The organism is Pseudoalteromonas sp. NJ631 (assembly GCF_000276645.1).
Lineage (GTDB): Bacteria > Pseudomonadota > Gammaproteobacteria > Enterobacterales > Alteromonadaceae > Pseudoalteromonas > Pseudoalteromonas piscicida.
On record NZ_AKXJ01000002.1, the window covers coordinates 58,892 to 73,163 of the forward strand.

General features: G+C 39.8%; 13 protein-coding genes. 9 read left to right on the plus strand and 4 right to left on the minus strand.

The window, feature by feature from the left end:
• Position 1: 1 nt before the first annotated feature.
• Positions 2 to 1,330, minus strand: a complete 1,329-nt coding sequence (locus A587_RS0104805) for a hypothetical protein (RefSeq protein WP_017216632.1) — start codon at positions 1,328 to 1,330, stop codon at positions 2 to 4.
• A gap of 10 nt (positions 1,331 to 1,340) precedes the next feature.
• The gene (locus A587_RS0104810) at positions 1,341 to 5,282 is read right to left on the minus strand and encodes a TOMM system kinase/cyclase fusion protein (RefSeq protein WP_017216633.1); all 3,942 of its coding nucleotides are present in this window, start codon (positions 5,280 to 5,282) and stop codon (positions 1,341 to 1,343) included.
• A gap of 278 nt (positions 5,283 to 5,560) precedes the next feature.
• Here A587_RS0104810 and A587_RS0104815 point away from each other — a divergent pair, with 278 nt between their 5' ends.
• The 6 genes from A587_RS0104815 to A587_RS0104840 all read left to right on the plus strand — a co-directional run bounded on the left by A587_RS0104815 (position 5,561) and on the right by A587_RS0104840 (position 9,720).
• On the plus strand, positions 5,561 to 6,169 hold the full coding sequence (locus A587_RS0104815) for a hypothetical protein (RefSeq protein ID WP_017216634.1): 609 nt from the start codon (positions 5,561 to 5,563) through the stop codon (positions 6,167 to 6,169).
• Between the two features lie 203 nt (positions 6,170 to 6,372).
• Entirely contained in the window at positions 6,373 to 6,672 is a 300-nt protein-coding gene (locus tag A587_RS0104820) for a DUF6916 family protein (RefSeq protein WP_017216635.1), read from the plus strand.
• A gap of 12 nt (positions 6,673 to 6,684) precedes the next feature.
• On the plus strand, positions 6,685 to 7,233 hold the full coding sequence (locus A587_RS0104825) for a phage tail protein (protein ID WP_017216636.1): 549 nt from the start codon (positions 6,685 to 6,687) through the stop codon (positions 7,231 to 7,233).
• Between the two features lie 13 nt (positions 7,234 to 7,246).
• Positions 7,247 to 7,765, plus strand: a complete 519-nt coding sequence (locus tag A587_RS0104830) for a phage tail protein (protein ID WP_017216637.1) — start codon at positions 7,247 to 7,249, stop codon at positions 7,763 to 7,765.
• Positions 7,766 to 7,776: 11 nt separating this feature from the next.
• Positions 7,777 to 8,307 (plus strand): phage tail protein, encoded by a 531-nt coding sequence (locus A587_RS0104835; protein ID WP_017216638.1) that lies wholly within the window; start codon positions 7,777 to 7,779, stop codon positions 8,305 to 8,307.
• 126 nt (positions 8,308 to 8,433) lie between these two features.
• Positions 8,434 to 9,720, plus strand: coding sequence for a S8/S53 family peptidase (locus A587_RS0104840; RefSeq protein WP_017216639.1), 1,287 nt, complete (start codon positions 8,434 to 8,436; stop codon positions 9,718 to 9,720).
• Here the strand turns inward: A587_RS0104840 and A587_RS24445 are convergent.
• A complete protein-coding gene (locus A587_RS24445; RefSeq protein ID WP_017216640.1) occupies positions 9,680 to 10,234 on the minus strand; it encodes an aspartyl/asparaginyl beta-hydroxylase domain-containing protein in 555 nt (184 codons plus the stop codon). The genes A587_RS0104840 and A587_RS24445 overlap by 41 nt on opposite strands.
• 50 nt (positions 10,235 to 10,284) lie before the next feature.
• Here A587_RS24445 and A587_RS0104850 point away from each other — a divergent pair, with 50 nt between their 5' ends.
• Both A587_RS0104850 and A587_RS0104855 read left to right on the plus strand, forming a co-directional pair.
• Positions 10,285 to 11,043, plus strand: a complete 759-nt coding sequence (locus tag A587_RS0104850; RefSeq protein ID WP_157234624.1) for a sulfotransferase domain-containing protein — start codon at positions 10,285 to 10,287, stop codon at positions 11,041 to 11,043.
• Positions 11,044 to 11,053: 10 nt separating this feature from the next.
• Positions 11,054 to 11,569 (plus strand): GNAT family N-acetyltransferase, encoded by a 516-nt coding sequence (locus A587_RS0104855; RefSeq protein WP_017216642.1) that lies wholly within the window; start codon positions 11,054 to 11,056, stop codon positions 11,567 to 11,569.
• Here A587_RS0104855 and A587_RS24450 read toward each other — a convergent pair whose 3' ends face one another.
• Entirely contained in the window at positions 11,570 to 12,862 is a 1,293-nt protein-coding gene (locus A587_RS24450; protein ID WP_017216643.1) for a sulfotransferase, read from the minus strand.
• A gap of 165 nt (positions 12,863 to 13,027) precedes the next feature.
• Here A587_RS24450 and A587_RS0104865 point away from each other — a divergent pair, with 165 nt between their 5' ends.
• A complete protein-coding gene (locus A587_RS0104865) occupies positions 13,028 to 14,095 on the plus strand; it encodes a TIGR03032 family protein (protein ID WP_017216644.1) in 1,068 nt (355 codons plus the stop codon).
• The last annotated feature ends 177 nt before the right edge of the window (positions 14,096 to 14,272 follow it).

A 14,272-nucleotide genomic window follows, 5' to 3' on the forward strand; every position in this document is an offset into this window, starting at 1 on the left:
TTTACTTTTCCTTAGGGTTTAATGTTATTTCTTTCATTGGTATACCAGGTATTCCACTGTTTATTAAAGTGAAATCTTTGAATCTTTCTGTCCATTTTATTTTATTCTTATTGTAATAATAATTTAGATTGTTATGGCAGCTCGCGCAATCAGACCCTTTATTTCTGATACTTTCAGAGACGGTCCACTGTGACGTGGGAATTTTACATTTGCTATTCACCTGAGCTAGAAAAGGCTCAAAAACCACACTTCTAACATTTTTGTCAAAGCGCTGGTATGACCCCGCGTTATCAATATGTGGATATTGTGAGCCAATCAGCTGGTAATGTTGTAATACAGAGTTTTGTTTTTTTAGTTTAGAGCGATACAGATCATTATATGTTGCAGCTAGAGTGGGGATCGGTTCATCTCGAATAAGAGGAGTCGGTCTATTGGCTGTATATATATTGGAACAGCTATATTCGTCCTGAGCAATGAAGCTATATTGAATCGTTTTTGGGGTTTCACTTTCAAGCGTATCAATCTGCTCAAATGTCAACCAAGTCCAGGTCGGTTTATCACCTACTAATAGGTTTGAACTGGTACCAACCCCGATATGCATGGCAATAAGACCGAGTGTTTGTTTTACTGCAAAACCATGTAACTTAATGTTTTCCATGGTGATGAATCTCAGTTTATCATCTTCATTTGTGAGTATGCGCCAACCCAGTTTTAACGCAATCTGAGGCTGTTTAGCGGATGTGTTACCTTGCCCACAACTGCCCCACCTAAATGCGAAACCCGCAAGGTCTTTGAGAGCAGGATTGTTATCAATTTCGTTTAGGTTTTCTTTGGTATCCCATAGTGCTTCCATCCATTTATCATTTACCCGCTTTTCAAAAAATACAGGGTTGTTATTTTTATCTCTCAGGCCCAGCATTTTGATTTCGTCGCCATCTAGCTTTAACGACATATCTAAGTCTAAACAACCAGAGTCACATTGCCAGCTATCTGCTGTGGTAATATTTTTTCGAGTATCTTTGCCTTCAACAGAAACGGGCGTGTTGAACTCCTTTAAATAGCCATTTGTGTAGTTGACTTCAGCAAGTGTTGCGGTATTAATCCAGTCAGCCCAAGCGGGTAGTGAAAGCTTACCGAATTGTTTTTGTTGGTTAATCGCAATAAAAGTTTGCCATGAGTATTCGTATAAATGCTCAGGTGTAAGCGTAAAATTGGCAATCGCATTGTTAGTGCTCAAATCACATGAAACGTCCGCAGGAAGCAAAGTTGTTGATGCACTTGCAACCCCTGAACAGCCCAATGCTACCAGTAAGCATGTTCTAGTTATCATTCTTAATTTCCTATTTTAAATACTTATTGATATATCCAAGTGCCCCTTGCAATTCAGCGACTTCTTTAGCACTTTTTAATTGTTCTTTACGAGCGGACTCTGTAGTACACAGCATACTTTTAAGTCGATAAGCTTCTGGTAAGTAAAACGTATCAAGTTTTTCATTTGCAATATTGATAGCAATATTTAACTGTTCTGAAGCCTCTTGAGTATCTTCTGCAAGCAGTAAGCATTCACCATACATTGTTCGTAGCCAAGCAACATGACCAATAGAGTCCGTTAACAGGTAAGCATCTAAACCAGAGCGAACGAGGGGAAGACCTTCAGATACATTATGATCAAGGCACATCAGCCAGCCTTTTATTACGTTACCAATGGATAACCAAAGCGCGAATCCATGCTTCTCAGAAAGTGAAAGGACCTTTTCAGCGTAATACTCGGCCAGATCGAGTCTTCTGGATATTACTCCAATGTAGGCATGACGGGCGTAAACGTGAACTTGATATGCGGGAATATCATCTAATTCGGTCAGTCTATCAGCTTTAATTCGCTGTTGGTCAGAAAGTTCGTAGTCACCCATAAGCCAAGAAACACCGGCATGAATTGGCAGTGAGGATATTGCACAGTCAAATGGAAATGGGTAGCTTTTGAAGTATTCGTGGTGCTCATCATAGTTATAAAGAGCTAATGCCTGAGTAAAGGTCTTGTCAGCCAATAGCAGATCCCCTTTAGCCCATTCGATCCCGCCTTTTAAATGAAGAGCTGCTATTTCCAAGGCTGCAGAATTTTGCTGCTTAGCCATTTCAAGTAGTTGCTGTATCGTGTTCAATCCTTCGATATGCTCGGCTTTAACGACTTGAATTAATGCAATACTCCAAAAAGCTGAATACAGCTCTGGGGGGTTGTTGAGCTCACTACACAGTGCTCGGGAACGGTCGATATGTGGTGTGATACTGCTGTTTGCATATCCCAAAGTGGTAGCCAAGTGTAGTGCTAGCGCATTTCTTATTAGAATTTCTGTGAGCTTGTTTTCGTAACTGCCTGTACATTGCGTGAGAGTATTAAGTGCGCAGTTGTAATGTTTTATTGCAGAATTTATATCTGCTAACTGTGTACTTTTTTCTGCAGCTTGTTTCCAAAGCAATGTTGCGTCAGTGTATTCAAGCGCTTTTTCGTGATGAGTTGCTCTTAATGTGTAATCTTCACTTTTGAATGAGTCTAGTGTTTGAGCAACCACTGAATGTAACAAACGTATACTGGTTTGATTAACACTTTCATAAGCCGCATCCCTCACCAGCGCATGCTTAAAGATATAGCTATCGTTATCAACACGACGTTGCTGCACAATAAGGTCGTTTGCTATCAGTTCATTTAAGTCGTTTTGGATCTGGTTCTCGCTTAAAGAAGATGCCGCAACGAGTAAATCATATTCAAACTCTCGGCCAATTGTGGCTGCTAGTTGCGCTGTTTCTTTGGCGTGACTAAGGCTATCTAGTTTTTGTTGTAATGACTCTCTTAAACTCGTAGGTACTTGGTCAAGTTTATCTGGTGCGAGGAAGTCAATCTCTCCGCCTTTATCTCCAACTAATGCCTTTTGTTTAAGCATGTTGACGAGTTCTTCAATAAATAGCGGGATCCCGTCTGTGCGACTGGTAAGCAACTTGAGAACTCGCTCTGACACTCGGCGGCCATCAAACAAGTTAATGATAAAATCTTCAGTGGCCTTCTCGGTTAGTTTTCTCAGGCAAACATCCACAAGGGTGAGGTCTTTCAACTGAGTTGGCACCGCTTGTCTTGAAGTGCTTAGTAAAACATCACCTGAAGCTAGCGCACCGACAAAGTGATGTAAAAACTCTAAGGTGGTGCTATCTGCCCAATGAATGTCTTCAATAATGTAAAGTTTAAACTTACTGAGCCCGTGACGGTTTGACAGTAACAATGCGCAAAGCCCTTTAAACAACACTTGCTTCTGCTCATCGGGAGAAAGTGTAGAAGGCGTAATTTCATCATCAAGTGAGATATTGAGCCAAACTAGCAACACAGGGATAGCCTGCGCTAAATCGAGTTCACCGTCCTTATTCGATAATACATAACTAAAAACGGTATTGGCTGAATGAGCGTCAAGCTGATCGGTGTTAAAGAGGTATTTGATCAACGTTAAAATTGGATACAAAGCATTATTTTGATGCTCTGGTAAACACTGGGCGACTAAATGCTGATATTGCGGTGCATTAGCACGAATTTCTTGCAGCAGCCGAGATTTACCTATGCCAGCTTCACCATGAATGTGCGCGATGCGGGTTGCACCTTCGACTTCATTATTAATGAGTGAAAGTGTCTGTTCAAGCTCAAGGTGACGACCAACAAGTTCATGATGGTTCTTTGTACCACGCATAAAGCCAAATGCTTCGATGCGACGTTCTCCTTGCAAGTTATAAACCGGCGTTAGTTCAAATAACGGGCCTATTTGAACTTGACCGTACAGATTGAATTCTGAAAAAGCATCAAGGAGTGAGCGTGACTCTGCACTACATAAGACTTGGCGCTCGCCGGCTTCACGGGAGAGTGCTGCTGCAATATTTGCGTGATGACCTTCAGGTACGGCATTGGCGTAGGTAATAAATACACCGGTATGAATACCAATGTGAGCATTAAGAGCGACTCTATGGGCTTCTTGCATTAGTGCGTTACGTTTGCCAAGTTCGCTTATCATTTCAAGTGCGGTACGGGCAGACAATCGCGCATCGTTATCGCTACTAACTGGGTAGCCAAAATAAAACAAGCTGGTATCGGCGAGGTTACCTACGTGATAAGCGCCGTAACGAGTCGCGATATCAATAAAGTGATTGCGTTGAGATTTATAAACCGTGTCTATGACATCGAAGTCTTTATCTTGATTGTCGAGTGCTTTAACACTTAATCTTACCGCAAGAACGGTGAGCTGCTTGCGCTCAGTAAGCGCCGTATATTCTTGAATGGCGCGATGATTAGGATCGTCATCACGGATCATTACTGTGGTTTCGTCGTAACCATGTTGAGCTTTAACATCATTTAGCACACCAACAAGGTTCGATACGTTCATTCGTGCAAGTTCAGAGAATGCCTCGGTTGCGGTGATCACGCGCTCCAACGCGCTTTTATTGAGTACGCGTCTGAGAAGCCCTGCAAGAGGGTGGCCAAGTAGGGCGCTTGGAATTGGAATATGTACATCGCTTAATTGTTTGTGATAAATCGAGGCGACACTTGTGCCAGTTACCGCAGGCACGCCGGTTAAACATTCTAAAAATACCAAACCCCAGACATAAAGGTCTGATTTAGCTGAGGCTGGCTCACCACGTAATTGTTCTGGTGCGCTGTAAGAAGGTGTGCCTAATGTTTCTTGTGTAAGCGTGATCGTTTCAAAGTCATGCTGGCGAGTTTCTTGTGCCAGCGTACCAATACCAAAATCAAGTATTTTGGCATAAGTTTTTGCACCAGACTGGCTAAGCATAATATTGGTTGGTTTTATGTCTCTGTGAATGATGCCTTGTTGATGGGCATGAATAAGTGCATCTAGCACCTGCAACATGATGTCGGTTGCATACACAGAATCAATCGCGCCATTTTGACTTAGATAGTCCCTTAATGTTTGTCCTTCCACATACTCGAAGACTCCAAACATTAAATTTTCATTTAATTGTCCTTTATCTAATAATCGTACGATATTTGGGTGGTTTAATTGACTACAAAGTAAGGTTTCACGATTGAAACGCTCGGCATATCTATGTTTTTTCGTCGCTTCTAGTTGTGGTTCTAACGCCAAAAATTTTAGTGCAACGATTTGCCCCGTGTTTATTTGGCGTGCTTTGAAAACTTTACCGAATCCACCTTCTCCAATTTTTTCAAGTAGTTGGTATTTGTCAGACTGGAAAACATCGACAATATGGCTATCCGAAAACTGTGTCAGAGACATATGATTACTAATTCTTATTTTTTGTTAATGGTATAGGGTAATTGGAATGTAAATACTTGTCTAGCATGAGAATTTTAATTGTTCTTAAAAACCAAACTGTTTAGGCTTACTTTTTATTCTCGAGATTTTCAAATTACTGATAATTAACGAATTTTATTTTTTTGGTACTCAGGTATAGTTGTGTGTAATGAGGTGTAATTGTCTACATCCTGGTAACCATATAGAATTTTCGAACTTGAATGCAGTAAATAACAATTTTTAAATAAGGAACTGCAACAATGGATAGAAGAGGATTTGTTAAAGTAGCCATGGCTGGTGTTTTTGGAATGGCGTTTGTGCCAGCTCTCACCTTTGCTGCTTATCGAGGAAGCATCACAGTTATCCCCAAATTGCCCTTAGAGCAATTTGATAGTTTAGGTATCTCTCGACCTAAGATTTCAATCCATAATCCACAGGGGGAGTTGGTAACTTTCGATGCCCAGCCTCTTATTATTCGACGTGGAGACAATCACTTATACATTTATTTTGAATTGTCCAGACAAATAGACATCTACACACTTGATGGTCATCGTGTAGATCACATCTCGTTACCAAATAATATCAATAGGGTTGTCGATTTTACTGTCGATGCCGAAAAACAATTAATTTATGTTGTGGGCAGGCAGTTATCAACCATAGATCAATTAAGCTTCGACGGCACGCATTTGATGACAATTGGTGAGCTCGCGTATGACGCTCCTAACAGAGTTAATGGGATTAAATCGTTGGAGTTGAATTCTAGTGGCAATATTGTTGTGCTCTGCGGTATGCGACAACAGCAGTTCGAATATACATCGAGTGGCGTGTTGATTAATGTTAGTCGTGTCGCTAACAATGTATTTTTATAAAAATAAGAGCTTACTGTAGGTGCCTATGTGAGTCTATCAGCCACAGATATAAAGAATAAAAGTTTGTAGGCTCGTAAAATATGTACTAAACCCTAGTAACGAAACAAACTTAGCTTTAAATGAAAAAGAGCCAAGTATCAGTAATACGAGGGGCTCTGTTAATGTTTTTATACTGTCCAAACGTCACCGGCTAGGAGCTTAATATGGAAAAATATACGTTTGAAAATTTAAAATCAATAGAAGGACAACCGCTAGAAATAAAGTCACCTGATTATCAGGCGAGTTTGCAAATTTCAGAAGTTACCTATTCCCCCACGAATAATGAACACTGGGAAGGGTATATAGTCTATTTAAAAAATACAGATACCAGCAACGTACCCGAACAGGGAAATTATATGGTAAGTCATCCTGAACTGGGCTCTGTGGAGTTATTTATGTGTCCCAATTCACCGAGTGAAATTGAAATTATTTTCTCACGTAAAAAAGTGCTTAACGAGCCGTAGAGTGGAGGTCTTATGACACCTTATTTTGGTATGATTCAACAATTTGCGTGTAATTTTGCTCCTGCGGATTACGCTTTCTGTAACGGCAGCTTGATGCAAATAAACCAGTTTCAAGCGTTGTATTCATTATTGGGAACTCAATTTGGTGGTGATGGTCGAACGAATTTTGCCCTCCCCAATCTATGTGGGAGAGTACCTATTCACCCGAACTACCAAGCTGGAGAACATCAGGGATCATTCGGTGGTTTGGAAAACGTTTTTATTACCAATGCGACAATGCCCGCTCATTCTCACAAAGTGAATGTTTCAAGTCTAAGCGGGACGCTGCGTAAACCAAATAATAACAAACAAGCAAAACCTGCTGTATTTGCTTCTGTAAATCCTGATGGTGCCGAAGCGTACACTAAAGCACATTCAAACCCATCTAGTTTGAAAGATACCAGCTTGCAAACATTGACAGCTAGCCCTGCATCGGGTGGGCAAGCCCATAATAATATGCAGCCTAGTTGCGTTATCAACTTTTGTATAGCGTTGGACGGGTTATACCCTCAGCGAAGCTAATAAGGAATAGTTTATGTCTAGTAGGTATTTATCAGAAATTATTATGTTTGCGGGCACGTTTGCTCCAATGCATTGGTCCTTTTGTGACGGCCAGCAGCTTGCAGTTTCGACAAATCAAGCTTTATATTCTTTATTGGGGACTACATTTGGCGGAGATGGGAGAGTTAGCTTTGCTCTACCAGAGATGAGGGGAAGAGCACCTGTAGGGCAAGGCTCTGGGCCTGGATTGACGCCTCGAGCTTTGGGTCAAAAATTTGGTACACAGTTCGAAACATTGACTGAATCCCAGATCCCATCCCATACCCACTCATTTAGGGCTAGTTCTGAACCTGCAAATTTAGGAGACCCATCTTTTGCTGTGCTTGGAGCAGCAGAGCAATTTGCGCCTGAAACGGAAAGTGGTTCGATAGTGCCCATGAGTGCTGCTGCTGTATCTTCAGTTGGTCAAAGTGATCGACATTTGAATGTCGCGCCAAGCTTAGCTGTCAATTTTGTTATTTGTATGGCCGGTGTATATCCCCCTAGAAGCTAAAAGGAAACGTTATGAGCGACTCGTTTTACGGTGAAATTTCAATGATGCCTTATACTTTCACGCCTGAACTTTGGGCTGCTTGTGAGGGGCAACTAATGCCAATTGGCCAAAATAGTGCGCTATTTTCACTTATTGGGAACATGTACGGGGGAGACGGCCGTGTCTCTTTCGCGATACCAAACTTGATAGGGCGCACGCCAATACATTCTGGACAAGGTCCAGGCTTAATGAATTGTCTGTTGTCTGAAGAGATAGGAATTAACGGTATCTCCTTAACACAAGACCAGATACCCTCGCATACTCATCAAATGATGGGGAGCACGAGTAATAATGTGGAGGCTACTATTCCGGATAATTTACCTGCTGCATTAATTAGCAATAACACCATATTTGATCATTTCGATTTAAACAGTGACGATAGCGAGCTAGATGATGAGAGTGTTGCAATTACCGGAGGTGGGCAAGCCCATGAAAATAGGCAACCTTGGCTTGCAATAAAGTTTTTCATTTGCCTTGATGGGATTTATCCGTCTCGTAGTTAACTCTTTTCCAAAGGTATCTACATAGGATACAATGTACTGTGTAGATACCTAAGGCTTTATTAAGAGTTAATTCCGTATTTTATTTTAGTTATTTAATGCTTTATGCGTTTTATATGGTTGTAATTGATGAGGTTATACTTATTTTTAATTTCTTTCCTTAATATTGCTTCTTCTTATGCGTTAAATTCTGTTGGGTGGCCAAAGAATCTAAATGTTAAATATGGTAATAGCTCAATTACTTTAGATTATCACTCTGATTTCAAAGAAGCTCCAGTGTACCATCATCCAAACTTAGATAATTTTGGCTTACTTATTGGTGAACGTATTTTAATAAAGCATAGTGTTGAAATAGATAAAATAAAAGAAATATCTTCCCTGTCTCACTTTAAGGTTTATAACTTTTTGGGTGAAGCTTGGAGCGTAGTATTTACAGATGGTGTAAATCATACGTTTGAGTTGTTGGAAAATTTAGCTCATGTAGACGGAATAATAGACTTTGAGCCAGACTTTTTGCAAGTTCGACTAGAACGAAAAAATAATGAGACTCCTGATATATGGAAAATTTACACTCATACACCAGTTCGAGAATCACTTTCAGTTAAGCGCTGGTTTGACAGAGCTGGAGAGGGGACTGTCGTTGCAATAATAGATAAAGCATTTACATTAGAAGACCCATTTCTGAGACGTACCCCTATTAAACTCCATTATAGTGTTGATGAGTTAAAGGCTCGATCCGATAATCCCCAGCAGCTAAAAAATCTAAAACAAGATGGCTTTCATGGTAATTCAGGTAGTGCTTTAATTTGGTCAACACATGAGCAATATCAAGGTTTAGCGCCTAAAGCGGATGCAGTATTAATCGCTAGAGAGTATAACTGGACATCCGATATTATCTTATCGTTTTTTTTGGCAAAAATGTCTGGATCGGATGTGATCTCTTGCCCTTGGACATTAATGTTTGTACCGGCCTCACTACAGCAGGTTTTGACTGATCTAGCAAAAAACGGTCGGCAAGGAAGAGGGACATTGGTGATTGTAGCAGCTGGTAACATACCTATGCAGTTAGATGGCGGTTTTATGTTAGCAAATCAAAGTCAAGTGATCGCCATTAATGCGATGCATGGCGAAAATTATGGGCCAGTAAAAGGGGAAAATATACTTATAGCATTGCCTGTTCCTTATACGGTTTATAATGAAAATCAGGCTGACTACAGCGCATTTTATACAGGGACATCTGCTGCTAGTGTTGCATTCACAGGAGTCTCCGCAGCGATTTTAAGTGCGTATCCTGAGTTAACAAGAGAGCAATTTATTAACTTTGTTAAGCGCAATAATAGTAAAAACCTAAATGTAAACGAGCTAATTAAGGTGATTATGGAGAGTCAAAAAAGTCGAATATTAAATGGATTCTAGCTTGATCTGACTTATTGATTACACCATGCATTATCTTGTTGTTTACTTCATATGCTATTTTTGGTGATAAATGGAAGCCTTTATCTTCCTCAATAAAAAGAACCTCTTTGTTTGTTATTATAGGGATATGAATTTTATGGGGGATATCAGCTGAAACATGTTGATCAATATGTAAATCTATATGGCTGTGTGGTAGTAGCTTTGCAAGCATAATTCGAGCAGTCCTGCCATTGTGATAATTGTAAACTTTAATTACATGATCAATTAATGGCTGTATAGTCATTTTCCAGTTTTCCCACTGATGGGTGTAATATGACTCTAGGTGATTGTCTAGATTTTTTGGGAATTGGAAAACAATGTGCTCTGTGCTATGAAAACATTGGAAATTGTTAGGTTTAGCGCTATTTATGCTGTCCCATTTTGTACTGCTTAGTTGTACTTTTTTATACAGTGGCTCAAAGATAGAGTCTGGAACAGTTGTTAATTGACGTATTTTTCCATCGAAATAACACATGGGCGTCCTGAATAAATAGTTAAAGTATCATAATTGAGAGAGAATGTGTTTTGAAAACTAATTTAGTATGCTCTTTCCCCAAATGCGGTAGAACCTGGGTCAGATTCATACTTGCTAATTATATTAATCAGTATGTAAAAGTACACAAGTCAATAGATTTTTTTAGCGTGTTCACCTTATGCCCCAATTATAACTTAGATCCCGAGAGAGGGCTCCCTGCATATGCTTTATCACAGCAAGACCCTTTCGTTACTTTTAGTCATGCAGTATCTCATAGCAAAGAAGCTGATAAGTTGCTTATTATCAAGCGCTGTCCATTAGACACTTTGGTTTCATATTACTTCCAGTTGTCTAGCCGTCACGGTAGAGATTTACCACCATTATCGGAGTTCACTGTAAACCAAAGTATTTTCACACTTATTGAGTTTTATAATGAACTTGCAGCAACACTCATCAATAACGACCCTAAACAGCTTAAGACGATAAACTATGAAAGTTTACATGGAAATACAATGGAAGTGATGAGCTCAGTGATTGAGTTTTTTGAACTTTCACTGGAAGTTGATAAGTTGACGCAAGCGATAGCCCACTCTGCGTTTGATTCGCTGAGGCGCTTAGAAATAGAAAAAGGATTTCCCAACCGACAAATTGTCATTGACCCTACTAATCCAAACTCCTTGCGAGCAAGGGAAGGTAAGGTTAATGGGCACACTCAACATTTTTCGAAACAACAAATTTATAAGATAAAAAATATACTAGAAAGTCGCCTAACATTGCCAGCAAAAATATTGTTAAGCGAATACTTTTAAGGGGAAGATTATGAATTTTAGCGAACTCGTATTACCAAAAGGGCTACATGTAAGAATGTCGAAGCCAAGCGATAGCGGATTTTTACAAAGAGTACACAATGAAAAGCGTGACGATTTACGCCTAGTAGAGGGCGAGCCAGACTTTATAGAGTCCTTAATTGAATTACAATTCAAAGCAATGAATCAAGGATATGGAGAGCAATTTCCGAATGCAATGTATTTTATCATTGAAAAGCAGAATGAACCGATTGGTCGGGCGGTAGTCGATTTTTCTGAGAATCAAGTGCATTTAGTAGACTTAGCTATTATTAAAAAGGCTAGAGGAAATGGGTTTGGGGAGGCTGTATTACGCTCATTTATGCACATAGCAGGTAAAATTGGTGCTTCAATGAGTTTGTGTGTGCTTTCTCATAATTTCGCAGCAAAACGTTTGTATCTTAGATTGGGGTTCAGAGTGACGAGCATAGAAGGCCCGTCGGAAAAGATGATGTGGTACCCGCAGGCAGCATCTAAAATCTATGTTTGACTATACTAAGAGGTCATAATCGAAATAAGCAAACAGTGCGGCATAAGGAGTGAACGCTTCGATAGCAAAAGCTAGCTGTGCTTCACTCAGGCTTTCCATTTGCTGATTGTTAAAGTTGACTAACGGAGATGTCCGACCCTTGACGTTATGTATTGTTGAGAAATCCACAGAATCAAGAGTTGGCTCAAACTCCGCCAACTGCTTCGAAATTATTGTAGGGTTATCACAAATAGCTTCATAGTGAATAAGCAAATATGGAGCAGCGCAAGACTCTATATTTTGTTTTTGTTGCATAAAACACCAAATAATGTGGTCGACAGCGAGTTGCTCAATATTGTAAAGGTCAGCTCGACCACGAATTATCGACTCAAAGGTTGCGATCGGGTTTCGAACTAAAAAAATGAACTTGGCGTTATCAAATTCTTCAATAAGCATATTCATGCGAGCGATATTGCATGGTGACTTTTCGATAAACAAGTTGGCACCATTTTGAGGCTGTGTAACACAATTACTCCACCCTTTTCTGATAGCTGGCCAGTTGTAACTTCGAGGATCAGTTAGGCGATTTAGTGTATTGAATTGGCTCCACACGTACATGCTAGCATCATGAGCAGGGTTTGGTCCGATAAACTCAGGCAGATATTGGCCCTCGGTTGGTAGGCTAAGTACATTTTTTCCTGCTGCTAATGTGTTAGACAATAGGGTCGAGCCTGAATTATTTGGACTTAAAATAAATAAGTGTGTAGTTGCCTGAGCAATGCGTTTTATCGGCCGAGCGTCAAAGATAAGGTGAATACGGTCTTCTTGTGAACTATTTAAAACTCCATGTAAAGCAAGATTATTAAGCTCATAAATAATGCCTGCTTTAAGGGAATACGTATTATCTTCTATGTAAAAGTCGACAAGGGAATTGGTTTTAAGTGGTACATGTACGCGGTGGTACCTGGCAAACATTGGATCTGAATCATAATGTTTTGAAATGCTGTTTCCCGCAGGTAAGCGCGCAAACATTATTTTCGATATATCCAACTTATGATAGCCATAGTACTGAGCAAATCTCGCAAAAATCGGTGCGAGCAGTGGCTGAAATACTTTAAGTAGTGGCTCATTTACCTCTGTATAAGAACCTGACTTAAAGAGTAAAACAATGCTATTTGTTTGCTTATGTACCTCATAAGAAGTTTGTCGATAAGTGTTTTCTTGCCAATGAGGCTCTGCCAAAGCATCGAGCACTGAACAAAGATTGCTGATATCTACATGCCCTACTGTGAGCAAGGGTTTTGTTAATCGCACATTGGCTCCTTAGACACTTGCCAAAACTTAACTTTTGATTCTTTAATGAGTTAAATACATTACCACCACAAAAATATGTTGCGAAAAGGAAGAAATCAGTAGCGGTAACTGTAACTATATTATACATTTTCATCTATCTTATTGATAAATATTAATGATCTAGATATGACGGCAGAGACTAAACTATCATTTGGCATCGAATATTGCGAACGTTTTCCTGCCTTATTACACGCAATGCGTTCTACTATTCTCGTATCAAGCCATAACTTAGATGGATTGCTGATTATCAGTTCGAACGATGGTTGTGAAATTCAGTTACAAGTGGTGAGAATGCCACGAGTGCTGGGCGTTGCTGTTAATGCTTCACAAACTAAAATGGCTTTTGCAGCCTATGCACAATTATTGCGATATGACAGAGTAATGAAGCCACATGAACACCCAGTTTTGCAGTCTTTAGAAACTAAGCATGACTCATTTTATTATCCAGTACAAACACACGTCACGGGCTTTTTAGATACTCATGATATTGCATTTGGAGGTTCCAATGATGGCGAATCCATATACCTAGTTAATACGCGTTTCAACTGTATCGCGACAATAGAAACTGGCAAACAGTTTAAGTCTGTTTGGCGACCCCCTTTTATTAGTAAATTAGTTGCGCAAGACCACTGCCACTTAAACGGAATGGCGATGAAAGGTGGCAAGCCTGAGTTTGTTTCATATTTTAGCGATTTAGATAGTAAGCTTAGTTGGCAGAGTGAAAGCAGTTTTACTGGGGGAATTATGCGTATTAGTGATGAGAAGGTAATTGCAAACGAGCTCAGTTTGCCACATAGCCCAAAATGGCATAATGATTCGTTGTATTTTTGTGAGTCAGGTACTGGAAGCGTTTGGTGTTGGGATGTACGCGGGCTCAAAAAAGTGATTGAAGTAAACGGATTTACAAGAGGGCTTACTTTGACTGGTAAGCTCGGTTTTGTTGGTCTCTCGAAAATACGCGGTGCACGAGACGGTAGTAAGCGTTTTAGTGATATGCCGTTACTGTCGAACACCGATGAGCTATCAAGCGGTATTGTGGCTTTTGATCTTAGAAGTGGAGAAGAAATCGCCACACTAAACTTTTCTGGAGTATTAGATCAAATTTACGATGTTACGATAATAAAAGGCGAACGGTTCCCTAAAATATTTGAGATGGACGAGAATGAAGTAAGTGAGATAATCGTCTATAGTTAAGTCAAAATTCAGTGCAACTCGTAAGGTTGCACCTTCTTCTTAATTTCGATACAAAATAAGAAATTCAGTGTAATTGCATGTAATTGAATAATTATATTGATCGGATTACAATTTTTAGTTGGTTATTTGAAAATATTTGGCATTTAGAAGCAAAACTGGAATGACGGCTTTGCTTTT

Excerpts from the sequence above, each read along its gene's own strand:
- A587_RS0104805 (WP_017216632.1), bottom strand. The coding sequence starts at position 1,330 with ATGATAACTAGAACATGCTTACTGGTAGCATTGGGCTGTTCAGGGGTT.
- A587_RS0104810 (WP_017216633.1), bottom strand. The coding sequence starts at position 5,282 with ATGTCTCTGACACAGTTTTCGGATAGCCATATTGTCGATGTTTTCCAG.
- A587_RS0104815 (WP_017216634.1), top strand. The coding sequence starts at position 5,561 with ATGGATAGAAGAGGATTTGTTAAAGTAGCCATGGCTGGTGTTTTTGGA.
- A587_RS0104820 (WP_017216635.1), top strand. The coding sequence starts at position 6,373 with ATGGAAAAATATACGTTTGAAAATTTAAAATCAATAGAAGGACAACCG.
- A587_RS0104825 (WP_017216636.1), top strand. The coding sequence starts at position 6,685 with ATGACACCTTATTTTGGTATGATTCAACAATTTGCGTGTAATTTTGCT.
- A587_RS0104830 (WP_017216637.1), top strand. The coding sequence starts at position 7,247 with ATGTCTAGTAGGTATTTATCAGAAATTATTATGTTTGCGGGCACGTTT.
- A587_RS0104835 (WP_017216638.1), top strand. The coding sequence starts at position 7,777 with ATGAGCGACTCGTTTTACGGTGAAATTTCAATGATGCCTTATACTTTC.
- A587_RS0104840 (WP_017216639.1), top strand. The coding sequence starts at position 8,434 with ATGAGGTTATACTTATTTTTAATTTCTTTCCTTAATATTGCTTCTTCT.
- A587_RS24445 (WP_017216640.1), bottom strand. The coding sequence starts at position 10,234 with ATGTGTTATTTCGATGGAAAAATACGTCAATTAACAACTGTTCCAGAC.
- A587_RS0104855 (WP_017216642.1), top strand. The coding sequence starts at position 11,054 with ATGAATTTTAGCGAACTCGTATTACCAAAAGGGCTACATGTAAGAATG.
- A587_RS0104865 (WP_017216644.1), top strand. The coding sequence starts at position 13,028 with ATGACGGCAGAGACTAAACTATCATTTGGCATCGAATATTGCGAACGT.